This window comes from Streptomyces sp. NPDC001068, assembly GCF_042897315.1.
Classification (GTDB): domain Bacteria; phylum Actinomycetota; class Actinomycetes; order Streptomycetales; family Streptomycetaceae; genus Streptomyces.
This window is the reverse complement of sequence record NZ_JBIAYD010000007.1, coordinates 385,978-408,162: the sequence shown is the minus strand read 5'-3', so window position 1 is coordinate 408,162 and position 22,185 is coordinate 385,978. Positions and strand designations below refer to the sequence as shown.

Annotated in this window: 20 protein-coding genes; 2 read left to right on the top strand and 18 right to left on the bottom strand. The window is 71.8% G+C overall.

The window, feature by feature from the left end:
- Position 1: 1 nt before the first annotated feature.
- Both ACFY3I_RS22095 and fmt read right to left on the bottom strand, forming a co-directional pair.
- Positions 2–1,429: a transcription antitermination factor NusB gene (locus ACFY3I_RS22095; RefSeq protein WP_365296723.1), complete on the bottom strand. Its 1,428-nt coding sequence runs from the start codon at positions 1,427–1,429 to the stop codon at positions 2–4.
- An 83-nt stretch (positions 1,430–1,512) separates the two neighbouring features.
- Positions 1,513–2,445: a methionyl-tRNA formyltransferase gene (gene fmt / locus ACFY3I_RS22090; protein WP_390862064.1), complete on the bottom strand. Its 933-nt coding sequence runs from the start codon at positions 2,443–2,445 to the stop codon at positions 1,513–1,515.
- 276 nt (positions 2,446–2,721) lie between these two features.
- Here fmt and ACFY3I_RS22085 point away from each other — a divergent pair, with 276 nt between their 5' ends.
- Complete coding sequence (locus ACFY3I_RS22085; protein WP_390862063.1) at positions 2,722–3,270, top strand: hypothetical protein; 549 nt, start codon at positions 2,722–2,724, stop codon at positions 3,268–3,270.
- Positions 3,271–3,476: 206 nt separating this feature from the next.
- On the opposite strand, the gene ACFY3I_RS22080 is transcribed toward ACFY3I_RS22085, so the two are convergent.
- From ACFY3I_RS22080 to pyrR, 14 genes are all read right to left on the bottom strand, one after another.
- Positions 3,477–5,624 (bottom strand): primosomal protein N', encoded by a 2,148-nt coding sequence (locus tag ACFY3I_RS22080; RefSeq protein WP_390862062.1) that lies wholly within the window; start codon positions 5,622–5,624, stop codon positions 3,477–3,479.
- A 123-nt stretch (positions 5,625–5,747) separates the two neighbouring features.
- Positions 5,748–6,956, bottom strand: coding sequence for a methionine adenosyltransferase (metK, locus tag ACFY3I_RS22075; RefSeq protein ID WP_365296718.1), 1,209 nt, complete (start codon positions 6,954–6,956; stop codon positions 5,748–5,750).
- Positions 6,957–7,195: 239 nt separating this feature from the next.
- Positions 7,196–8,401 carry a bifunctional phosphopantothenoylcysteine decarboxylase/phosphopantothenate--cysteine ligase CoaBC gene (gene coaBC, locus ACFY3I_RS22070; protein WP_390862061.1) on the bottom strand — a complete coding sequence of 402 codons (1,206 nt, stop codon included), beginning with the start codon at positions 8,399–8,401 and terminating at the stop codon, positions 7,196–7,198.
- Between the two features lie 128 nt (positions 8,402–8,529).
- Positions 8,530–8,802 carry a DNA-directed RNA polymerase subunit omega gene (rpoZ, locus tag ACFY3I_RS22065; protein WP_003982715.1) on the bottom strand — a complete coding sequence of 91 codons (273 nt, stop codon included), beginning with the start codon at positions 8,800–8,802 and terminating at the stop codon, positions 8,530–8,532.
- 52 nt (positions 8,803–8,854) lie between these two features.
- Positions 8,855–9,448: a guanylate kinase gene (gmk, locus tag ACFY3I_RS22060; RefSeq protein WP_365296714.1), complete on the bottom strand. Its 594-nt coding sequence runs from the start codon at positions 9,446–9,448 to the stop codon at positions 8,855–8,857.
- A 60-nt stretch (positions 9,449–9,508) separates the two neighbouring features.
- A complete protein-coding gene (locus ACFY3I_RS22055) occupies positions 9,509–9,832 on the bottom strand; it encodes an integration host factor (RefSeq protein WP_003977346.1) in 324 nt (107 codons plus the stop codon).
- Positions 9,833–10,098: 266 nt separating this feature from the next.
- Entirely contained in the window at positions 10,099–10,944 is an 846-nt protein-coding gene (gene pyrF, locus ACFY3I_RS22050) for an orotidine-5'-phosphate decarboxylase (protein WP_390862060.1), read from the bottom strand.
- Positions 10,941–12,047, bottom strand: a complete 1,107-nt coding sequence (locus ACFY3I_RS22045; RefSeq protein ID WP_390862059.1) for a quinone-dependent dihydroorotate dehydrogenase — start codon at positions 12,045–12,047, stop codon at positions 10,941–10,943. Before ACFY3I_RS22045 ends, pyrF begins: the two co-directional genes overlap by 4 nt.
- A gap of 129 nt (positions 12,048–12,176) precedes the next feature.
- A complete protein-coding gene (carB, locus tag ACFY3I_RS22040) occupies positions 12,177–15,488 on the bottom strand; it encodes a carbamoyl-phosphate synthase large subunit (protein ID WP_390862058.1) in 3,312 nt (1,103 codons plus the stop codon).
- Positions 15,481–16,623, bottom strand: a complete 1,143-nt coding sequence (gene carA / locus ACFY3I_RS22035; RefSeq protein ID WP_390862057.1) for a glutamine-hydrolyzing carbamoyl-phosphate synthase small subunit — start codon at positions 16,621–16,623, stop codon at positions 15,481–15,483. The genes carB and carA overlap by 8 nt, the downstream gene beginning before the upstream one ends.
- Entirely contained in the window at positions 16,620–17,189 is a 570-nt protein-coding gene (locus ACFY3I_RS22030) for a hypothetical protein (protein ID WP_365296705.1), read from the bottom strand. Before ACFY3I_RS22030 ends, carA begins: the two co-directional genes overlap by 4 nt.
- Positions 17,186–18,472 carry a dihydroorotase gene (locus ACFY3I_RS22025; protein ID WP_390862056.1) on the bottom strand — a complete coding sequence of 429 codons (1,287 nt, stop codon included), beginning with the start codon at positions 18,470–18,472 and terminating at the stop codon, positions 17,186–17,188. Before ACFY3I_RS22025 ends, ACFY3I_RS22030 begins: the two co-directional genes overlap by 4 nt.
- A 5-nt stretch (positions 18,473–18,477) precedes the next feature.
- Entirely contained in the window at positions 18,478–19,458 is a 981-nt protein-coding gene (locus ACFY3I_RS22020; protein ID WP_390862055.1) for an aspartate carbamoyltransferase catalytic subunit, read from the bottom strand.
- An 85-nt stretch (positions 19,459–19,543) separates the two neighbouring features.
- Positions 19,544–20,152 carry a bifunctional pyr operon transcriptional regulator/uracil phosphoribosyltransferase PyrR gene (pyrR, locus tag ACFY3I_RS22015; RefSeq protein WP_390862054.1) on the bottom strand — a complete coding sequence of 203 codons (609 nt, stop codon included), beginning with the start codon at positions 20,150–20,152 and terminating at the stop codon, positions 19,544–19,546.
- A gap of 254 nt (positions 20,153–20,406) precedes the next feature.
- On the opposite strand from pyrR, the gene bldD reads away from it, so the two are divergent.
- On the top strand, positions 20,407–20,910 hold the full coding sequence (gene bldD, locus ACFY3I_RS22010; RefSeq protein WP_020938842.1) for a transcriptional regulator BldD: 504 nt from the start codon (positions 20,407–20,409) through the stop codon (positions 20,908–20,910).
- A gap of 273 nt (positions 20,911–21,183) precedes the next feature.
- Here bldD and nusB read toward each other — a convergent pair whose 3' ends face one another.
- Complete coding sequence (gene nusB / locus ACFY3I_RS22005; protein ID WP_365293222.1) at positions 21,184–21,615, bottom strand: transcription antitermination factor NusB; 432 nt, start codon at positions 21,613–21,615, stop codon at positions 21,184–21,186.
- A gap of 2 nt (positions 21,616–21,617) precedes the next feature.
- Positions 21,618–22,184 (bottom strand): elongation factor P, encoded by a 567-nt coding sequence (efp, locus tag ACFY3I_RS22000; RefSeq protein ID WP_351487768.1) that lies wholly within the window; start codon positions 22,182–22,184, stop codon positions 21,618–21,620.
- Position 22,185 lies beyond the last annotated feature (1 nt).

The following is a 22,185-nucleotide window of genomic DNA, read 5'->3' as shown; positions in this document are numbered from 1 at the left end:
ATCAGCCGGTCCTGCGGATCAGTGCCAGGTACATCGCGTCCGTGCCGTGCAGGTGCGGCCACAGCTGGACGTCCGGGCCCTCGCCGAGGTCCGGGACGCCCGGCAGCAGTGGACGCGCGTCCAGCAGTTCCGTGTCCGGGCGCTGCTTCAGCACGTCCTGGACCACCGCCCGGGTCTCGGCGAGATGCGGTGAGCAGGTGGCGTACCCGACCACCCCGCCCACCCGCACCGAGTCGACGGCCGTCCGCAGCAGCGCCCGCTGCAGCGGAGCGAAGTTTTCGAGGTCCTCGGGCCGCCGGCGCCAGCGTGCCTCCGGGCGTCGGCGCAGGGCGCCCAGACCGGTGCAGGGGACGTCCATCAGCACCCGGTCGAAGGTGCCGGGACGCCACGGCGGCCGCGTGCCGTCGGCGGTGACGACCTGGTAGGGCCCCGGATTGCCGTCCAGCGCCTTGGCCACCAGGCCGGCCCGGTGCGGCTGCTTCTCCGAGGCCAGGAGCACGGCCCCGCGCTCCGCGGCGAGCGCGGCGAGCAGCGCGGCCTTGCCGCCGGGACCGGCACAGCCGTCGAGCCAGGTCCCGTCGGGCCCGTCCAGCGGCGCGTTGGCCAGTGCCAGGGCCACCAGCTGGCTGCCCTCGTCCTGCACCCCGGCCCGGCCCTCCCGGACGGCCTCGACGGCGCCGGGCTCCCCGCCCTCGCTGAGCCGCACCGCGTACGGCGACCAGCGCCCCGGCACGGCCGCCTCCTCGGTCAGCAGTTCCTCCGTGGTGGCCCGCCCGGGCCGGGCGACCAGCGTCACCTCGGGCCGTTCGTTGTCGGCGGACAGCAGGTCCTCGATGCCCGCGCGGCCCCCGCCCAGCGAGTCCCAGAGCGCGGAGACGACCCACCGCGGGTGCGAGTGCACGACGGCGAGATGGTCCTCGGGGTCCTGGTCGTAGGGGGGCGCGACCTTCGCGAGCCAGCCGTCGAGATCGTCCTGAGCGACCTTGCGCAGCACGGCGTTGACGAACTTGGCCCGTCCGTCGCCGAGCACCACCCGGGCCAGCTCGACGGAGGCGGACACGGCGGCGTGGGACGGGATCCGGGTGCCCAGCAGCTGGTGCGCGCCGAGGCTCAGCACGTCCAGCACCGGCGGGTCGACCTCGCGCAGCGGCCGGTCCACGCACTCGGCGATGATCGCGTCGTACGTCCCCTGGCGGCGCAGCGTCCCGTACACCAGCTCGGTCGCGAGGGCCGCGTCCCTCCCGTCGAACCTGTCGGGGCCCTCCTTCTCCCGCGCCTTGCGCAGCAGTGGCGGCAGGACGAGGTTGGCGTACGCGTCCCGCTCGTCCACGGCGCGCAGCGCCTCGAAGGCGAGGAGACGGACGGGGTCCTTCTGGGGACGGCGGTAGGGCTTGGCGGGCCGGCGCGGCCCCCGGGACTGCTGGCTCACGAAAAAGGTGCTCCGGGTATGGGAATGAGGCGACTCCCAGCGTACGCCGCGCGCACCGGGAAGCCGTTGCCGGGACGGGCGGCTCAGTCGCCGAGGGTCTCCTCGGGGCCGATGCGCACACCGCGCGCCCAGTCGGCGGCCCGCATCGGCTTCTTGCCCTGGGCCTGCACCCAGAGCAGTTCCACGGCGTACGACCCGGTCCCGACGTGCGCGCTGTTCTTCCCGACGGCGATCCGGCCCGGCGCCAGATCGGTCCGGTCGGGCACCGGGGCGACCTGGATCAGCTTGAGCCGCTCACCGCGGAAGGTGGTCCAGGCGCCGGGGGCGGGGGTGCAGCCGCGCACCACCCGGTCGACCCGCAGCGCGGGGGCCGACCAGTCGATCCTGGCGTCCTCGACGGTGATCTTCGGGGCGAGGGTGACGCCGTCGGCCGGCTGCGGCACGGCCTTGAGCGTGCCGTCCTCGATGCCGTCCATGGTGGCGGCGAGCAGCCCGGACCCGGCGAACGCGAGCCGGGTCAGCAGGTCACCGCTGGTGTCGGTGGGCCGGATCTCCTCGGTGACGGTCCCGTAGACGGGTCCGGAGTCCAGGCCCTCCTCGATGAGGAAGGTGGAGGCGCCCGTGATCTCGTCGCCCGCCATCACGGAGTGCTGCACGGGAGCCGCCCCGCGCCAGGCGGGGAGCAGGGAGAAGTGCAGGTTGACCCAGCCGTGGGCCGGCACGTCGAGGGCGACCCGCGGCAGCAGCGCGCCGTACGCCACCACCGGGCAGCAGTCCGGCGCGATCTCCCTCAGCCGCTCCAGGAACTCCGGGTCGCGCGGCTTGACCGGCCTGAGCACCTCGATGCCGGCCTCCATCGCCCGCTCGGCCACGGGCGAGGCGACCAGCCTGCGACCCCGCCCGGCCGGCGCGTCGGGCCGCGTCACCACGGCGGCCACCTCGTGCCGCCCGGAGGCGATGAGAGCGTCCAGGGCGGGAACGGCGACTTCCGGGGTACCGGCGAAGACGAGCTTCATGGGCGACTGAGGGCCTCTCGGACACGACGAACACGGGCAACGCACAAGTCTATGCCGCGAACCGCGGGCAGCCGACGGCGAACACCCCCGCGGACCGTAGGACCGACGACGACGGGAACGAGCGGTGCGCGGGCGGCAGAACACGGCGTACGCATATGCCCGTACGCCCCCTCACCGTGACCAGCGGCGCGCCCACGCGTTGGTCAAGGAAGAGTTGACCACAACGGGCCGCACGCGCGGCCCATTCCTTTCAACGCCGGTTCGAGAGGCTTGTTCATGGCCGACCACGCAACCCACGACGCCCAGGCCCGGGCCAGCCTGCACTTGTTGGTGCGGGACATCGAGCGGGTCCGCCGACAGGTGGACGCACTGCGCACGCTCACCGCCCAGTTGGGCAACGTCTACCGCCCGCGCCGCTCCGGGCCGTCCACGGGCTTCGTCGTCTACGGACGCGCCCCCGCCCCGACGGTCCGCCTCGCCCAGGAACTCCGGGACAGCGTGGAAACCCTGGTCACGGCCGCCGTGGACTTCGACCGCTCGCTCGGCTTCTCGTGGGACGCGGTGGGTTCCGCGCTCGGGGTGACCAAGCAGGCGGTGCACCGCCGTTACGGCGCCCGCCGCGCCACGGCCCAGTCGGCGCCGGCCACCGAGACGGACCGGCCGGCCGAGCCGGCCGCCACCCGCACGCTCAACATGGGCACCGGTCTGCCCGCGGTACCCACGGTCCCGGCCGCCCGTTCCATGCCCACCCAGCCGACCGCGGGCAGCCCCACCCTGCGCGACGAGGTGCGGCCGACGGCCTTTCCCGGTCCGCGCAACGGCTGACCGGGCCGGACGGCTGACCTTCCGCGGGCCACCGCGCCCGTCCCTGCCCTCCCGGCACACATCCGGGAGGGCAGCCGTCGACCCACCGGGAATCAGCCGCACGCCGACCCACCGCGGACCAGTCGTGCGCCGCCCCCGGGGACCAGCCCTACGCCCCCCCCGAGGACTAGCCGGGCGCCGACCCACCGGTGATCACGGGACAGTCCTCAGCCGATGTCGGGCGGGTCGATCCGCACCCGTACGGTCTCGCCGTTCCCGCGTGCCATGCGCGCGGCCTGAGCCGCCTTCAGCGCGGCCGTCAGCACGGCACCGCTCCCCGGCCGCACCCGCACCAGCGCCCGCTCCCAGTGCTCCCCGGGTGGTGGCGCGCCCGCCCGCCAAGGCGCACCGGCTCTCGTCACGGGCAGCGGAACCGGTCCCAGCACCTCGGCGTCCGCAGGCAGTTCCGCCGTCGTGAGGAACTCGCCGAGCGCCTCCGCCGGACCCGACACCGCCGCCATCCGCGACACCGGCGGAAACCCCAGCTCGGCCCGGTCGGCGAGTTCCCGGACGGCGTGCCCGACCGGGTCCCAGCGCACCAGCGCCTGCACCGGTCGCAGCGTCGGCTCCGCGACGACGACCACCGTGCCGCCCTCCTCCTGCGGCCGCACCAGTGCCCCGGCCGCGATCCACCGCCGCAGCGCGTCCTCGCCGGCCCGCAGGTCGGGCCGTCCGAGCATCGCCCAGCCGTCCAGCAGCAGGGCCGCCGCGTAGCCGCCCTCCGCGACCGGCTCGGCCCCCGGTGTGCTCACGACCAGCGCGGGCGTCCCCGGCACGGTGTCCAGCACCTGCTCGCGTCCCGAGGTGCGTACCGGCACGGCGGGAAACGCCCGTCCCAGCTCCTCCGCGGTGCGCCGGGCCCCGACCACCTGGGCGCGCAGCCGGAAACCTCCGCACTCGGGGCAGTGCCAGTCGCTCTCCGCCCGCCCGCACCAGCCACACGCGAGCGCCCCGGCGTCCCGTGCCTCCAGCGGGCCCGCGCAGTGCCGGCAGCGGGCCGGCGCCCGGCACCGGTCACAGGCCATCCGCGGCACGTACCCGCGCCGGGGCACCTGCACCAGCACCGGCCCGTGCCGCAGGCCGTCCCGGACGGCCTGCCAGGCGAGCGTCGGCAGCCGCGCGGCGCGGGCGGCCTCGTCCCGCGCGAGATCCCCGTCGCCCACGGTCCGCACGAGCGGCGCGGCCCGCCGCACCTGTTCCCGGCCGGCCACCAGGGGCCGCGCCCAGCCGTTCTCCACGAGTTGCGCGGCCTCCACCGTGCAGCTCCAACTCCCCAGCAGGAATGCGCACTTGTCCAGGGCGGCGCGCAGCAGCAGGACATCCCTGGCATGCGGCTGCGGGGCGTGCTGCTCGCTGTGGCTGTCGTCCCCGTCGTCCCAGATGGCGACGAGCCCGAGGTCGCGTACCGGTGCGAACATGGCGGCCCGCGTCCCCACCACCGCGCGCACCGCGCCGCGGCTGACCGCGAGCCACTGCGCGTACCGCTTCTCGGGACCGGCGTCGGCCGTGAGCAGCGCGTGCCGCCCTTCGCCCAGCACTTCGGTCAGCGCCGCGTCGACCCGCGCGGCGGTCCGCCCGTCCGGTACGACGACCAGCGCCCCGCGTCCCGAGGCGAGCGTGGCGGCGACGGCGCGGGCGATCTCCTCGCTCCACCGGGGTCCCGGCAGGGCGTTCCACACCGCTCGCGGCGCGCCGCCGGAGGCCAGTGAATCGACGAAGGCGGGCCCGTGTTCGTAGCGCGTCCAGGAGCCGGCGTCGGGCACCGGCGGGGGCGGCAGCGGCTCGGCGCAGGGCCGCTTCTCCGCTCGGGCGCTGCGCGGCGGCACCGCCAGCTGCAGCACGTCCGCGAGGCTTCCCGCGTACCGGTCGGCCACGGCCCGGGCGAGCCGCAGCAGTTCCTCGCCGAGCACCGGCTCGGGCGACACCACCTGGGCCAGCGCGGCCAGCGGTCCCGCGTAGTCCGACTCGGCGAGTCGCTCCACGAGGAACCCGTCGACGAGTCCGCCGCCCTCCCGGCGCCCGTCCCGCACCCGGTGCCGGCCGGCGCCGAACCGCACCCGCACCCGCACCCCGGGCTGTGCGTCGGCGTCCAGCTCGGCCGGGACGGCGTAGTCGAAGTACCGGTCGAGATGGAGCACGCCCTTGTCCACGAGCACCCGGGCCACCGGCAGCCGCTCGGCCAGCGAGGCTCCCCGCCAGGTCCGCGGCTTGGCCCGGGGGGCCTTGGCTTCCCGCACACTCTCCCGGATGAGCGCGAGCTGCTCCGGCGGCGCCCCGTCGGCGCCCCCGCTCCGCTGTCCGTTCTCGCTGCTCACGCTTGCATTCTTACCAAACGCCACTGACATCGGCCGCGCCCGCCGTGAGCGGCGCCGAACGGCCCCGGCTCCCGCGTCCACCGGGCGGTGGTCGCGGGAGCCGGGGTCAGGGGCGCTTGCGGGTCAGAGGCCGGCGGCCTTGCGCAGGGCCTCCACGCGGTCCGTCTTCTCCCAGGTGAACTCGGGGAGTTCACGGCCGAAGTGGCCGTAGGCGGCGGTCTGCGCGTAGATCGGGCGGAGCAGGTCGAGGTCGCGGATGATCGCGGCCGGACGCAGGTCGAAGACCTCGTCGATCGCCTTCTCGATCTTCTCGGCGTCGACCTTGGCGGTGCCGAAGGTCTCCACGAAGAGGCCGACGGGCTCGGCCTTGCCGATCGCGTAGGCCACCTGGACCTCGCAGCGGGAGGCGAGGCCCGCCGCGACGACGTTCTTGGCGACCCAGCGCATCGCGTAGGCGGCGGAACGGTCCACCTTGGACGGGTCCTTGCCGGAGAAGGCGCCGCCGCCGTGGCGGGCCATGCCGCCGTAGGTGTCGATGATGATCTTGCGGCCGGTCAGGCCGGCGTCGCCCATCGGGCCGCCGATCTCGAAGCGGCCGGTCGGGTTGACCAGCAGGCGGTAGCCCTCGGTGTCGAGCTTGATGCCCTCGTCCAGCAGGGCCTTGAGCTCCGGCTCCACGACGAACTCGCGGATGTCGGGGGCGAGCAGCGACTCCAGGTCGATGTCCGAGGCGTGCTGGCTGGAGACGACGACCGTGTCGAGGCGGACGGCCTTGTCGCCGTCGTACTCGATGGTGACCTGCGTCTTGCCGTCGGGGCGCAGGTAGGGGATGGTGCCGTTCTTGCGGACCTCGGACAGGCGCTTGGACAGGCGGTGCGCCAGGAAGATCGGCAGCGGCATCAGGGTCGGCGTCTCGTCGGTCGCGTAGCCGAACATCAGGCCCTGGTCGCCGGCGCCCTGCTTGTCGAGCTCGTCGTCGTCGCCCTCGACCCGGTTCTCGTACGCCGTGTCCACGCCCTGCGCGATGTCCGGGGACTGCGCGCCGATCGACACAGACACGCCGCAGGAGGCGCCGTCGAAGCCCTTCTTCGACGAGTCGTAGCCGATGTCGAGGATCTTGTTGCGGACCAGCGTCGCGATGTCCGCGTACGTCTTGGTCGTGACCTCGCCGGCCACGTGCACCAGGCCGGTCGTGATCAGCGTCTCGACGGCGACCCGGGAGGTCGGGTCCTCGCGCAGAAGCGCGTCGAGAATGGTGTCGCTGATCTGGTCAGCGATCTTGTCGGGGTGACCCTCGGTCACGGACTCCGAGGTGAACAGGCGACGGGACACAACGCTCCCTGGGGTTGCAGCGGCTGCTGGCTGATCATTGGCGGACGACACGGGGAGCTGCGCCCGGCATCGTCCGAGAACAGTTTATCGGTCGTACTCCGCCGCGGGCCCACCTGTCTCGACACTCGGAAGTGCTGTGACCTGCGGCACGGGCATTGTGCCCAATGGGCGGCGGCGTTGAACAGGGCCCCCGCACCCGAATGTGGCGTCCGGGGAAGTTGACAGACGGGCTGTGGACGTTAACCCAATCGGGCCGCCGCCAGATCCCACACGATGTCGGCGAGGGCCTCCTTGGGCCCGTGCGGCACGGGGGTCTCGCTGCCGTCGGCGCCGAGCACCACGGCCTCGTTCTCCTCGGAGCCGAAGGTCTTGCGCTCCCCCACCTCGTTCACCACGAGCAGGTCGCAGCCCTTGCGGGCCAGCTTGGCGCGGCCGTTGGCGAGGACGTCGTCGGTCTCCGCGGCGAAGCCGACGATCACCTGTCCGGGCCGCGCCCGGTCGGCCGAGATCTCCGCGAGGATGTCCGGATTCCGCACCAGGACGATCGGCTCGGGCTCCTGGCCGTCCTTCTTCTTGATCTTCCCGGTCGCGTAGACCGCGGGGCGGAAGTCGGCGACGGCGGCGGCCATCACCACGGCGTCGGCGTCGGCGGCCGCCTTCAGCACGGCCTCCCTCAGCTGCACGGCCGTGCCGACCGGGACGACGTCCACGCCGGCCGGGTCGGGCAGGCCGGTGGTGTTGGCGGCGACCAGCGTCACCCGGGCGCCCCGCGCGGCGGCCGTGCGGGCGAGGGCGTAGCCCTGCTTGCCGGAGGAGCGGTTGCCGAGGAAGCGGACCGGGTCGAGGGGTTCGCGGGTGCCGCCCGCGGAGACCACGACATGGCGCCCGGCCAGATCGGGCTCCCGCACCCCTCCGGCCAGGACGCGGCGGCAGGCCTCGAAGATCTCGGCCGGGTCGGGCAGCCGTCCCTTTCCGGTGTCGACGCCGGTGAGCCGGCCGACCGCCGGCTCGACGACGACGGCGCCGCGCCGGCGCAGCGTGGCCACGTTCTCCTGGGTGGCCGGGTGCTCCCACATCTCGGTGTGCATCGCGGGGGCGAAGACGACCGGGCAGCGGGCCGTGAGGAGGGTGTTGGTGAGCAGGTCGTCGGCCAGGCCGTGGGCCGCCTTGGCGAGCATGTCGGCGGTGGCGGGGGCGACCACGACCAGGTCGGCGTGCTGGCCGATCCGGACGTGCGGGACCTCCTCGACGCGGTCCCAGACCTCGGTGGAGACGGGGTTGCCGGAGAGCGCGGACCAGGTGGCGGCGCCGACGAAGTGCAGCGCGGAGGCAGTGGGCACGACCCGGACGTCGTGGCCCGACTCGGTGAACCTTCTCAGCAGCTCGCAGGCCTTGTACGCGGCGATGCCACCGCTGACTCCCAGCACGACCTTCGGCTTGTCCACCGTCTCTCCCCGCACTCGGCTCCCGTGCACCGGCTCCGGCGCACGACTCCATCACACACCACAGGCCCGACAGTCGGCTGCCGGGCCTGTGGATAAGTCAACTGCAGTACGAACGTACTACCGCGGAACTACTGCGCCGGGCCCTCGACGGCCTCGGAGGTCAGCAGACCCGCGTTGATCTCGCGCAGGGCGATGGAGAGCGGCTTCTCGTGGACGTGGGTGTCGACGAGCGGACCGACGTACTCCAGGAGACCCTCGCCGAGCTGCGAGTAGTACGCGTTGATCTGACGGGCGCGCTTGGCCGCGTAGATCACGAGGCTGTACTTCGAGTCGGTGGCCTCGAGGAGCTCGTCGATCGGAGGGTTGATGATGCCCTCGGGCGCGGTGATGGAAGAGGACACGCTCTGCCTTCCGATGGATGGGAAAGATTTCAGTCTGAATGATCAGCGACGATCACACAACGTCCATCAAGGCTAGCAGCTCGCGCGCCACGTCCTCGACGGAGGTGTTGACCAGGGTCTCGTCGAACTCCGGCTCGGCCGCCAGCTCAATCCTGGCCGCGTCCAGACGGCGCTCGATCACCTCGGGCGGCTCCGTGCCCCGTCCGGTGAGTCTGCGCACCAGCTCCTCCCAGGAAGGGGGAGCCAGGAACACCAGCCGGCCGTCCGGCATCGTCTCGCGGACCTGACGGGCGCCCTGGAGGTCGATCTCCAGCAGTACCGGTACGCCGGACTCCAGGTGCTCCAGCACCGCCTGCCGCGGGGTGCCGTAGCGGTTGCCCGCGAATTCGGCCCACTCCAGGAGCTCGCCGTTGGCGATGAGCTTGTCCATCTCCTCGTCGGAGACGAAGAAGTACTGCACTCCGTGCTTCTCGCCCGGGCGGGGCTTGCGGGTGGTCGCCGACACCGAGAGCCAGACCTCGGGGTGCACCGTGCGCATATGAGCGACGACCGTGCTCTTGCCGACCCCTGAGGGGCCGGAGAGCACGGTCAGCCGCGGACGTACGTCCGGGGGCTCGGGGGTCGTCCCCCGGAATGTTGCAGCCATGCAGCGATTATTCCAGCAATCGCGGGCTGCCCGGGACGGGTGTCCCGGGCAGCCCGGCGATCAGGAGCCGGTGCTGCCGAACTCGCGCTCCAGGGAGGCGATCTGGTTGGAACCGAGACCACGGACCCGGCGGCTCTCGGAGATCCCGAGTCGCTCCATGATCTGCTTGGCGCGGACCTTGCCCACGCCCGGCAGGGACTCGAGGAGGGCGGAGACCTTCATCTTGCCGATGACGTCGTTTTCCTGACCCTGCTTGATGACCTCGTGGAGAGAGGCGCCGGAGTGCTTGAGTCGATTCTTCACCTCGGCCCGCTCCCGGCGAGCCGCGGCGGCCTTTTCGAGCGCGGCTGCGCGCTGTTCAGGGGTAAGGGGCGGAAGAGCCACGCCTACGTCACCTCGGATGTCGAACTGTCGGATACGGACCGGTGAGGAACCTAGTCGCCCCACACCAGGGGAGCTACGAGCAACACGCTTGCCCGCGACTCTGCTCGGAGACTAGCGGGCAAGTCCGCCGGAGTCAGCGAGAACAGCGGAAAAGTCCTGGTCAGCCTCCGTGAGGCCAGACTTTTCGGACATACTGCCCTGGATTTGAGGATGTATTCACGCTCGGCCCGTCGCCGGAACGCTGTCCGAGGCGCCTGCCGGAGTCCTCATCCACCTGCGACGACGTCCCGGATCTCACCCGCGAACCGCTCCGCGGCCACCCGGAGGGCCACGACATCGGGACCGTGACGCAAAACACCTCGGCTCACGTTTGGAACCACGTTGCGCACCGCCGCCCCGAACACCGCGGGCAGGTCGGCGGCCGTCGCCCCCTGTGCCCCGACACCCGGCGCGAGCAGCGGGCCGTTGATGTCGAGGTCGTACGACGACAGGTCGCCGACCGTGGCACCGACGACCGCCCCGAAGGAGCCCAGCGGCTCCTCCCCCGCGTTCTCGGCGGCCAGGTGGGCCAGCATGGTCGCACCGACCGTCCGGCCGTCCCCGCGCACCGCGTGCTGCACCTCGGGACCCTCGGGATTCGAGGTCAGCGCCAGGACGAACAGCCCGGCCCCGCTCTCCCTGGCCAGCGCCACGGCCGGGCTGAGCGAGCCGTAGCCGAGGTACGGCGACACGGTCAGGGCGTCCGAGAACAGCGGCGCGTCCTTGCTCAGGAAGGCCTCCGCGTACCCGGCCATGGTGGAGCCGATGTCACCGCGCTTGGCGTCCATGACGACCAGCGTCCCGGCGTCCCGCGCCTCCCGCACGACCCGTTCGAGGACGGCCACCCCGCGCGAGCCGAACCGCTCGAAGAACGCGCTCTGCGGCTTCATGACCGCGACCCGGTCGGCCACCGCCTCCACCACGGTTCGGCTGAACCGCTCGAGCCCGGCCACGTCGTCGTCCAGACCCCACTCGCAGAGCAGTGAGGCGTGCGGGTCGATGCCGACGCACAGCGGACCGCGCTCGTCCATCGCACGGCGCAGCCGCGCGCCGAAGGGCTCCAACGGGCTCATACGGTCGTCCTCACATCGGCGCCGACGGCGTCGGCGAGCGTGGCGTACGGGCTGGTGCGCAGGCGGGCCGCGAGCCCCTTGTGCACGGCTCGGGCCCAGAAGGGCCCCTCGTAGATGAAGGCGCTGTAACCCTGCACCAGCGTGGCACCGGCCAGGATGCGCTGCCAGGCGTCCTCGGCGTTCTCCACGCCCCCGACCCCGACCAGGACGATCTCGTCGCCCACGCGGGCGTACAGCCGCCGCAGCACCTCCAGGGACCGCGCCTTCAGCGGCGCCCCCGACAGCCCCCCGGTCTCCCCGACCAGTTCGGGGCCGGAGCGCAGCCCGAGGCCCTCGCGCGCGATGGTGGTGTTGGTCGCGATGATCCCGTCGAGTCCCAGCTCGACGGCCAGGTCGGCGACGGCGTCGACGTCCTCGTCGGCGAGGTCCGGTGCGATCTTGACCAGCAGCGGCACCCGGCGGTTGGCGGCCACCCGGTCCGCGGCCTCGCGCACGGCGGTGAGCAGCGGCCTGAGCGCCTCTGTGGCCTGCAGGTTGCGCAGGCCCGGCGTGTTCGGCGAGGAGACGTTCACGACCAGGTAGTCGGCGTACGGGGCGAGCCGCTCGGCGGACTTCACGTAGTCGCGGACCGCCTCGGCCTCCGGTACCGCCTTGGTCTTGCCGATGTTGACGCCGACGGCGGTCCTGAAGACGGGCTCACGGGTCGCCAGCCGCGCGGCGACGGTCAGCGAACCGTCGTTGTTGAAGCCCATGCGGTTGATCAGCGCCCGGTCGGCGACCAGCCGGAACAGCCGCTTCCCGGGGTTGCCGGGCTGTGCCTCACCGGTCACGGTGCCGATCTCGACGTGGTCGAACCCGAGCATCGACATCCCGTCGATCGCGACGGCGTTCTTGTCGAAGCCGGCGGCCAGCCCGAAGGGCCCGTGCATGCGCAGCCCGAAGGCCTCGGTGCGCAGTTCCTTGTACCGGGGCGCGAGCGCGGCGGCGACGAAGGTGCGCAGCACGGGGACGCGGGCCGCCAGCCGGATCCACCGGAAGGCGAGGTGGTGCGCCCGCTCCGGGTCCATCCGCTTGAAAACGAGGTTGAAGAAGATCTTGTACATGGAGTCCTCGTGCGAAGGGGGACACCGAGTTCGGTGCCCCCCATGTCGACAGCTGGGCAACGCGCCCCGAAGGGGGCGCGGGGAACTGCGCGACCGGCCGCAACCGGCCCGCAGCCGACCTACGGCCTATCAGTCCCGCGCGGCCGTCAGCGTCTCCGCATGCTCCTGCAGCGACCGCACGCCCACGCCTCCGTGATTCAGCGCGTCGATCCCCTGCACGGCCGCCGCCAGCGCCTGCACCGTCGTCAGACACGGCACCGACCGGGCCACCGCGGCCGTCCGGATCTCGTACCCGTCCAGGCGACCACCCGTGCCGTACGGGGTGTTGACGATGAGATCGACCTCGCCGTCGTGGATGAGCTGGACGATCGTCCGCTCGCCGTTCGGCCCGACGCCGTCCGACTGCTTGCGCACCACCGTCGCGTTGATGCCGTTGCGCTTGAGCACCTCGGCCGTGCCCGACGTGGCGAGCAGCTCGAAGCCGTGGGCGACCAGCTCACGGGCCGGGAAGATCATCGAGCGCTTGTCGCGGTTGGCGACCGAGATGAAGGCGCGGCCCTTGGTCGGCAGCGGGCCGTAGGCACCCGCCTGCGACTTGGCGTACGCCGTGCCGAAGACCGAGTCGATGCCCATGACCTCGCCGGTGGAGCGCATCTCCGGGCCGAGCACGGTGTCCACACCGCGCCCCTGGATGTCCCGGAACCGCGACCACGGCATGACCGCCTCCTTGACGGAGATCGGCGCGTCGAAGGGCAGTTCGCCGCCGTCGCCGCGGGCCGGAAGCAGCCCCTCGGCGCGCAGTTCGGCGACGGTCGCGCCCAGCGAGATCCGGGCGGCGGCCTTCGCCAGCGGCACCGCGGTCGCCTTGGAGGTGAAGGGCACGGTACGGGACGCGCGCGGGTTGGCCTCCAGGACGTAGAGGATGTCCCCGGCCATCGCGAACTGGATGTTGATCAGGCCGCGTACGCCGACGCCCTTGGCGATGGCCTCGGTCGAGGCCCGCAGGCGCTTGATGTCGAAGCCGCCCAGGGTGATCGGCGGCAGGGCGCACGCCGAGTCGCCGGAGTGGATGCCGGCCTCCTCGATGTGCTCCATGACGCCGCCGAGGTAGAGCTCCTCACCGTCGTAGAGCGCGTCGACGTCGATCTCGATCGCGTCGTCGAGGAACCGGTCGACGAGCACCGGCCGGGAGGGGCTGATCTCGGTCGACTCGGCGATGTAGGAGGCGAGGCGGGTCTCGTCGTAGACGATCTCCATGCCCCGGCCGCCGAGGACGTACGACGGCCGCACGAGGACCGGGTAGCCGATCTCGTCGGCGATGGCCTTGGCCTCGGCGAAGGTGGTGGCGGTGCCGTGCTTGGGCGCCGGCAGGCCGGCCTCCGCGAGGACCCTGCCGAACGCGCCCCGGTCCTCGGCCGCGTGGATGGCCTCGGGGGAGGTGCCGACGATCGGCACGCCGTTGTCCTTGAGGGCCTGCGACAGGCCCAGCGGGGTCTGTCCGCCCAGCTGGACCACGACGCCGGCGACCGGTCCGGCCTGCTGCTCGGCGTGCACGATCTCCAGGACGTCCTCCAGGGTGAGCGGCTCGAAGTACAGCCGGTCGGAGGTGTCGTAGTCGGTGGAGACGGTCTCCGGGTTGCAGTTGACCATCACGGTCTCGTACCCGGCTTCCGACAGCGCGAAGGAGGCGTGCACGCAGGAGTAGTCGAACTCGATGCCCTGGCCGATGCGGTTGGGACCGGAGCCCAGGATGATGACGGCCGGCTTCTCGCGGGGCGCGACCTCGGTCTCCTCGTCGTAGGAGGAGTAGAAGTACGGCGTCTTCGCGGCGAACTCGGCCGCGCAGGTGTCGACCGTCTTGTAGACCGGACGGACGCCGAGCGCGTGCCTGACCTCGCGGACGACGTCCTCGCGCAGGCCGCGGATCTCGCCGATCTGCTGGTCGGAGAAACCGTGCCGCTTGGCCTCGGCGAGCAGGTCGGGAGTGAGTTCGGCGGCGGCCGCCAGCTCGTCCGCGATCTCCTTGATCAGGAAGAGCTGGTCCACGAACCACGGGTCGATCTTCGTGTACTCGAAGACCTCCTCGGGGGTGGCGCCCGCGCGGATGGCCTGCATGACCGCGTTGATCCGGCCGTCGGTGGGCCGCACCGCCTCGTGCAGCAGGGTCTCCTTGTCGCCGGGGTCGCCGACGAACGTGAACTGGCTGCCCTTCTTCTCCAGCGAGCGCAGCGCCTTCTGGAAGGCCTCGGGGAAGTTGCGGCCGATGGCCATCGCCTCGCCGACCGACTTCATGGTCGTGGTCAGCGTGGAGTCGGCCTGCGGGAACTTCTCGAACGCGAAGCGCGGGGCCTTGACGACCACGTAGTCGAGCGTGGGCTCGAAGGAGGCCGGGGTCTCCTGCGTGATGTCGTTGGGGATCTCGTCGAGGGTGTAGCCGACGGCCAGCTTGGCGGCGATCTTCGCGATCGGGAAGCCGGTGGCCTTGGAGGCGAGCGCCGAGGACCTCGAGACACGGGGGTTCATCTCGATGACGATGACCCGGCCGTCCTCGGGGTTGACCGCGAACTGGATGTTGCAGCCGCCGGTGTCCACGCCGACCTCGCGGATCACGGCGATGCCGATGTCCCGCAGGATCTGGTACTCGCGGTCGGTGAGCGTCATGGAGGGGGCGACGGTGATCGAGTCGCCGGTGTGGACGCCCATCGGGTCGAAGTTCTCGATGGAGCAGACGACCACGACGTTGTCGTGCTTGTCGCGCATCAGCTCCAGCTCGTACTCCTTCCAGCCGAGGATGGACTCCTCCAGGAGCACCTCGGTGGTCGGCGAGAGGGTCAGGCCCTGGCCCGCGATGCGGCGCAGCTCCTCCTCGTCGTGGGCGAAGCCGGAGCCGGCACCGCCCATGGTGAAGGAGGGGCGCACCACGACCGGGTAGCCGCCGCCGAGTTCCTCGACGCCCGCGATGACCTCGTCCATGGTGTGGCAGATGACGGAGCGGGCGGACTCGCCGTGGCCGATCTTGCGGCGGACCTCCTCCACGACCTCCTTGAAGAGGTCGCGGTCCTCGCCCTTGTTGATGGCCTCGACGTTGGCGCCGATCAGCTCGACGCCGTACTTGGCGAGGACGCCGTTCTTGTCCAGCGCGATGGCGGTGTTCAGGGCCGTCTGGCCGCCCAGGGTGGGCAGCAGGGCGTCGGGGCGCTCCTTGGCGATGATCTTCTCGACGAACTCTGGGGTGATCGGCTCGACGTAGGTCGCGTCGGCGATCTCCGGGTCGGTCATGATCGTCGCCGGGTTGGAGTTGACCAGGACGACCCGCAGGCCCTCGGCGCGCAGTACGCGGCAGGCCTGGGTGCCGGAGTAGTCGAACTCGGCGGCCTGCCCGATGACGATCGGGCCGGAGCCGATGACCAGGACGGACTGGATGTCGGTGCGCTTAGGCACGCTGGCCCTCCATCAGGGAGACGAAGCGGTCGAACAGGTAGGCGGCGTCGTGCGGGCCGGCTGCCGCTTCGGGGTGGTACTGGACGGAGAAGGCCGGCTGGTCGAGCAGCTGCAGCCCCTCCACGACGTCGTCGTTGAGGCACACGTGCGAGACCTCGGCGCGGCCGAACTCCGTCTCGCTGACCCGGTCGAGCGGGGCGTCCACGGCGAAGCCGTGGTTGTGCGCGGTGACCTCGACCTTGCCGGTCGTACGGTCCTGGACCGGCTGGTTGATGCCCCGGTGGCCGTACTTCAGCTTGTAGGTGCCGAAGCCGAGCGCGCGGCCGAGGATCTGGTTGCCGAAGCAGATGCCGAACAGCGGGGTCTTCCGCGCCAGGACGGCACTCATCAGGGCCACCGGGCCGTCGGCCGTGGCCGGGTCGCCGGGGCCGTTGGAGAAGAACACCCCGTCGGGAGCGACGGCGTAGACGTCGTCCTCGGTGGCGGTGGCCGGCAGCACGTGCACCTCGATGCCGCGCTCGGCCATCCGCTGCGGGGTCATGCCCTTGATCCCGAGGTCGACGGCGGCCACGGTGAACCGCTTCTCCCCGACCGCGGGGACGACGTACGCCTCCTTGGTGGCGACCTCCTCGTAGAGCGAGGCGCCCTTCATGTGCGGCTGGGCCTGCACGCGCGCGACCAGTTCGGCGTCGGCGGCGATCGCCTCGCCGGAGAAGACGCCGGCGCGCATCGAGCCCCGCTCGCGCAGGTGGCGGGTGAGGGCCCGGGTGTCGATCCCGGAGATGCCGACCACGCCCTGCGCGACCAGCTCGTCGTCCAGGGAGCGCTTGGCGCGCCAGTTGGAGGGCACGCGCGAGGGATCGCGCACGACGTAGCCGGAGACCCAGATGCGGCTGGACTCGTCGTCCTCGTCGTTCCAGCCGGTGTTGCCGATCTGCGGGGCGGTGGCGACCACGATCTGGCGGTCGTAGGACGGGTCGGTGAGGGTCTCCTGGTAGCCGGTCATGCCGGTGGAGAACACGGCCTCGCCGAAGGTCTCCCCCACGGCCCCGTAGGCGCGGCCGCGGAAGATGCGGCCGTCCTCCAGGACGAGTACGGCGGGAGCCTGGCCGGCTCCCCTGGTGGAGGTCGTCATCGTTCGGCGCCTTCCGTGCTGGGTGTCTTGATCATGGAGTTGACGGCGTCGACCCACTCGGTGTGCTCGGCCGCGTGGTCCGAGCGGAATCCGGAGTCGATCAGCCGGTCGCCGTGTTGCCAGGTCACCACGAGCAGTCCGCCCTCGGTGAGGACCTTGCCCGCGATGCCCTTGCCGAGCAGGGCCTCGCGGAGCGCGGCGGCGGGGATGAAGAAGTCGTTCGCCCCGGGGCGTACGACGTCCAGGCCCGCGTCGGTCAGGGTGAGCTCGGCCCGGCTGCGGGAGCCGAGGCCGCGGGCCACGATGCGGTCCAGCCACTGCCCGGCGGTGGTGGAGCCGTGGTAGCGGCCGCTCATCGTCAGTCTCGCCTCGCCGGGGTTCTCCGGCGCGGTGGGCAGCTCCGGCAGGTCGCCCTGGAGGGTGCCGCGCCACTTCCAGCCCTCGCGCATCAGCCAGTAGACGAGCGCGACGAACAGGGCGAGGCCGACCAGCCAGCCGATGCGGGCGGACCAGTCGGTGACCGCGGCCGACTTCTTGTCGTCGGCCAGCAGGATCAGAGGTGTCACGTCAGCTTCCCGTCCACGAGCGTCGCCTTGCCCCGCAGCCACGTGTGGGTGACACGGCCCGGCAGCTCACGCCCCTCGTAGGGGGTGTTGCGGCTGCGCGAGGCGAAGCCCGCGGGGTCCACCGGACCACGGTATTCCGTGTCGACGAGGACGAGGTTGGCGGGCTCGCCTGCCGAGACGGGACGGCCGTGACCGGCGGCCCGTCCGATCCGGGCGGGCGCGAAGGACATCCGGTCGGCGACACCGGCCCAGGTCAGCAGGCCGGTGTCCACCATCGTCTCCTGCACCACCGACAGCGCGGTCTCCAGGCCGACCATCCCCATGGCGGCCGCGGCCCACTCGCAGTCCTTGTCCTCGTGCGGGTGCGGGGCGTGGTCGGTGGCGACGATGTCGATGGTGCCGTCGGCCAGCGCCTCGCGCAGCGCCACGACGTCGCGCTCGGTGCGCAGCGGCGGGTTGACCTTGTAGACCGGGTTGTAGGACCGCACCAGTTCGTCGGTGAGGAGCAGGTGGTGCGGGGTGACCTCGGCGGTGACGTCGATGCCGCGGGACTTGGCCCAGCGGACGATCTCGACGGAGCCCGCGGTCGACAGGTGGCAGATGTGGACGCGGGAGCCGACGTGCTCGGCGAGCAGGACGTCCCGCGCGATGACCGACTCCTCGGCGACGGCCGGCCAGCCGCCGAGCCCCAGCTCGGCGGAGACCACGCCCTCGTTCATCTGGGCGCCCTCGGTCAGCCGCGGCTCCTGCGCGTGCTGGGCGACGACTCCGCCGAAGGCCTTCACGTACTCCAGGGCGCGGCGCATGATCACGGCGTCGTCGACGCACTTGCCGTCGTCGGAGAAGACGGTGACCCCGGCGGCCGACTCGTGCATGGCCCCGAGTTCGGCGAGCTTCTTGCCCTCGAGGCCGACGGTGACGGCGCCGATGGGCTGGACGTCGCAGTAGCCGTGCTCCTGCCCGAGCCGGTAGACCTGCTCGACCACGCCGGCGGTGTCCGCGACCGGGAAGGTGTTGGCCATGGCGAACACGGCCGTGTAGCCGCCGCTCGCGGCCGCGCGGGTGCCGGTCAGCACGGTCTCGGAGTCCTCGCGGCCCGGCTCCCGCAGGTGGGTGTGCAGGTCGACCAGGCCCGGCAGGAGCACCTTGCCGTCCGCCTCGACGACCTGGTTGGCCTCGGCCTGCGGGATCACGCCCACCTCGGCGATCGTCTCGCCGTCGATCAGGACGTCCTGCGGCTCACCGCCGAGCACCTTCGCACCACGGATCAGGATCTTGCTCATGGGTGTTACTTCTCCTCGATGGTGCGGGCGTGGCTGACGGCGGGTTCGTTGCCGCCGAGCAGGAGGTAGAGGACGGCCATCCGGATGGAGACCCCGTTGGCGACCTGCTCGACGACGGTGCAGCGTTCGGAGTCGGCGACCTCGGCGGTGATCTCCATGCCCCGGACCATCGGGCCGGGGTGCATCACGATGGCGTGTTCGGGCATCCGCGCCATCCGCTCGCCGTCGAGGCCGTACCGCCGCGAGTACTCGCGCTCGGTCGGGAAGAACGCGGCGTTCATGCGCTCGCGCTGGACGCGCAGCATCATCACGGCGTCGGACTTGGGGAGGACGGCGTCGAGGTCGTAGGAGACCTCGCAGGGCCAGTTCCCGACGCCGACCGGCACCAGGGTGGGCGGGGCGACGAGGGTGACCTCGGCGCCGAGGGTGTGCAGCAGGTCGACGTTGGAGCGGGCGACGCGGCTGTGCAGGACGTCGCCGACGATCGTGATGCGCCGCCCGGCCAGGTCCTGCCCTATCCCGGCGTCCCGGCCGACCAGCCTGCGCCGCATGGTGAAGGCGTCCAGGAGGGCCTGGGTGGGGTGCTGGTGGGTGCCGTCGCCGGCGTTGATGACGGCGGCGTCGATCCAGCCGGAGTTGGCGAGGCGGTAGGGGGCTCCGGAGGCGCCGTGCCGGATGACGACGGCGTCGACGCCCATGGCCTCCAGGGTCTGGGCGGTGTCCTTCAGGGACTCGCCCTTGGAGACGCTCGACCCCTTGGCGGTGAAGTTGATGACGTCCGCCGACAGCCGCTTCTCGGCGGCCTCGAAGGAGATCCGGGTCCGGGTCGAGTCCTCGAAGAAGAGGTTGACCACGGTGCGGCCGCGCAGGGTCGGCAGTTTCTTGATCGGCCGGTCGGCGACCCGGGCCATCTCCTCGGCGGTGTCGAGGATCAGGACGGCGTCGTCGCGGGTGAGGTCGGCGGCCGAGATGAGATGACGCTGCATCTGTCAGGCTCCGTAAGGCAGTTCACATATGGGGAGATTACGGGCAGGCGTGGGCGCACCGGTGCGGTGCGGGTCCCTGGGCCTGCTAAGGGGTCGGCTTCACACCGAGCAGCACGGTGTCGCGACCGTCCTCCTCGGTGAGCTGGACCTTGACCGTCTCCCGCAGCGACGTGGGGAGGTTCTTGCCGACGTAGTCGGCGCGGATGGGCAGTTCGCGGTGGCCGCGGTCGACGAGGACCGCGAGCTGGACCGCGCGCGGGCGCCCGATGTCGTTCAGGGCGTCGAGGGCGGCGCGGATGGTGCGGCCGGAGAACAGCACGTCGTCGACGAGGACGACCAGCCGGCCGTCGACGCCGTCACCGGGGATCTCGGTGCGGGCCAGCGCACGCGGCGGGTGCATGCGCAGGTCGTCGCGGTACATGGTGATGTCGAGGGAGCCGACGGGCATCTTGCGGTCGGTGATCTCCTCCAGCTTGGCGGCGAGCCGCCGGGCGAGGAAGACACCGCGGGTCGGGATCCCGAGCAGCACCACGTCGTCGGCGCCCTTGGCGCGCTCGACGATCTCGTGGGCGATGCGGGTCAGCACCCGCGCGATGTCGGGGCCCTCGAGAACGGGCCGGGCATCGGAAGCCTGGGCCTGAGCTTCGGGCTCTGCCTGCCGGTCCTGCTGGTCTTGCTGGTTCTGCTTGTCCATACGAAACGGACCCCCTTCTCCGCCTCACGGGACGGATCTTAAAGGACGTCGGATTTGCGCCATCCACCGTATCAGGCGCCGGGGAGGGCTCCGATCACCCCCTTGGCGTAATCGGCCATCGCGACCTCGGAAGAGTCGGTGCGGACCATTCGGCTTGACGCGAGAGAGTAACGCTGCGTAACCTCACAGTGAGTTACCAGCCGCGCGGCGGGAACCAAGGGCCGGCCGCGTCGACACAGTGTCCGGGGAGCTATATGTCCAGCGAATACGCCAAACAGCTCGGGGCCAAGCTCCGGGCCATCCGCACCCAGCAGGGCCTTTCCCTCCACGGTGTCGAGGAGAAGTCCCAGGGTCGCTGGAAGGCCGTGGTGGTCGGTTCGTACGAGCGCGGCGACCGTGCCGTGACCGTGCAGCGTCTTGCCGAATTGGCGGATTTCTACGGGGTTCCGGTGCAGGAGCTGCTTCCGGGCACCACCCCTGGCGGCGCCGCCGAGCCCCCGCCGAAGCTGGTCCTGGACCTGGAGCGGCTGGCGACCGTGCCGGCCGAGAAGGCGGGCCCGCTGCAGCGCTACGCGGCGACGATCCAGTCCCAGCGCGGTGACTACAACGGCAAGGTGCTGTCGATCCGCCAGGACGACCTGCGCACTCTCGCCGTCATCTACGACCAGTCCCCCTCGGTCCTCACCGAGCAGCTGATCAGCTGGGGCGTCCTGGACGCGGACGCGCGCCGCGCGGTCGCGACCCACGAGGACGCCTGACCCCACGACGCTTGAGCAGAAACGTGCCGCCGCGGTGGCCGGAACCATCGAGTTCCGGCCACCGCGGCGGCCTTTTCGGCGTTCACGCGTCGAGGGACGTACGGGCGACCCCGGGAGCGCCGGGGGCACCCCCGGCCGAGGGCTGGGCCAGGAACCGCGCGACAGGCCCCGGACGGCCCGCAGCCGCGCCACAGGCGCACCACCCGCCCCATGGGCCACACAGCATGCCGGAGGGCCCGCAGCAGGCGCTGCGGGCCCTCCGGCATGCGTCGCTCACGCCTCCCGGCGCAGCGAGGGCTTGAGCTCCTTCAGGCGCCCGAGAAGCCCGTTCACGAACGAGGGCGACTCGTCCGTCGAGAACTCCTTCGCCAGCTGCACCATCTCGTCGAGGACGACGGCGTCCGGCGTCTCGTCGACCCAGATCAGCTCGTAGGCACCGAGCCGCAGGAGGTTCCGGTCCACGACCGGCATCCGGTCGAGGGTCCAGCCGACCGCGTACTGCGCGATCAGTTCGTCGATCCGCCGCGCGTGCTCGGCGTAGCCCTCGACGAGCTGCATCGTGTACTCGCTCACCGGCGGCTGCCGGGTGTCGTCCCGGGAGAGCCTGATCCAGTCGGCGAGCACGGTCAGGACGTCCGCCCCCCGCTGATCGCCCTCGAACAGGATCTGGAAGGCGCGCTTGCGGGCCGTGTTGCGGGCAGCCACGGTTAGCTGTTCACCCGGCCGAGGTAGTCGCTGGTACGGGTGTCGACCTTGATCTTCTCGCCGGTGGTGATGAAGAGCGGCACCTGGATCTGGTGGCCGGTCTCCAGCGTGGCGGGCTTGGTGCCACCGGTGGAACGGTCGCCCTGGACACCGGGCTCGGTCTCCTGGATGACCAGCTCGACGGCGGCCGGGAGCTCGACGAAGAGCACCTCGCCCTCGTGCTGGGCGACGACGGCCGTGAAGCCCTCGATCAGGAAGTTCGCGGCGTCGCCGACGGTCTTCCGGTCGATGTGCAGCTGGTCGTAGGTGTCCATGTCCATGAAGACGAAGTACTCGCCGTCCATGTACGAGAACTGCATGTCGCGCTTGTCGACAGTGGCCGTCTCGACCTTGACGCCGGCGTTGAAGGTCTTGTCGACCACCTTGCCGGACAGCACGTTCTTCAGCTTGGTGCGCACGAAGGCCGGGCCCTTGCCGGGCTTGACGTGCTGGAACTCGACGACGGACCAGAGCTGGCCGCCTTCGAGCTTGAGCACCAGGCCGTTCTTGAGGTCGTTCGTGGAAGCCACG

What these genes read in the sequence shown, in the direction of transcription:
- fmt (WP_390862064.1), bottom strand. Translation starts at nt 2,445, where the DNA reads ATGAAGCTCGTCTTCGCCGGTACCCCGGAAGTCGCCGTTCCCGCCCTG.
- ACFY3I_RS22085 (WP_390862063.1), top strand. Translation starts at nt 2,722, where the DNA reads ATGGCCGACCACGCAACCCACGACGCCCAGGCCCGGGCCAGCCTGCAC.
- gmk (WP_365296714.1), bottom strand. Translation starts at nt 9,448, where the DNA reads ATGGCTGCAACATTCCGGGGGACGACCCCCGAGCCCCCGGACGTACGT.
- pyrF (WP_390862060.1), bottom strand. Translation starts at nt 10,944, where the DNA reads ATGAGCCCGTTGGAGCCCTTCGGCGCGCGGCTGCGCCGTGCGATGGAC.
- ACFY3I_RS22045 (WP_390862059.1), bottom strand. Translation starts at nt 12,047, where the DNA reads ATGTACAAGATCTTCTTCAACCTCGTTTTCAAGCGGATGGACCCGGAG.
- carA (WP_390862057.1), bottom strand. Translation starts at nt 16,623, where the DNA reads ATGACGACCTCCACCAGGGGAGCCGGCCAGGCTCCCGCCGTACTCGTC.
- ACFY3I_RS22025 (WP_390862056.1), bottom strand. Translation starts at nt 18,472, where the DNA reads ATGAGCAAGATCCTGATCCGTGGTGCGAAGGTGCTCGGCGGTGAGCCG.
- ACFY3I_RS22020 (WP_390862055.1), bottom strand. Translation starts at nt 19,458, where the DNA reads ATGCAGCGTCATCTCATCTCGGCCGCCGACCTCACCCGCGACGACGCC.
- pyrR (WP_390862054.1), bottom strand. Translation starts at nt 20,152, where the DNA reads ATGGACAAGCAGAACCAGCAAGACCAGCAGGACCGGCAGGCAGAGCCC.
- bldD (WP_020938842.1), top strand. Translation starts at nt 20,407, where the DNA reads ATGTCCAGCGAATACGCCAAACAGCTCGGGGCCAAGCTCCGGGCCATC.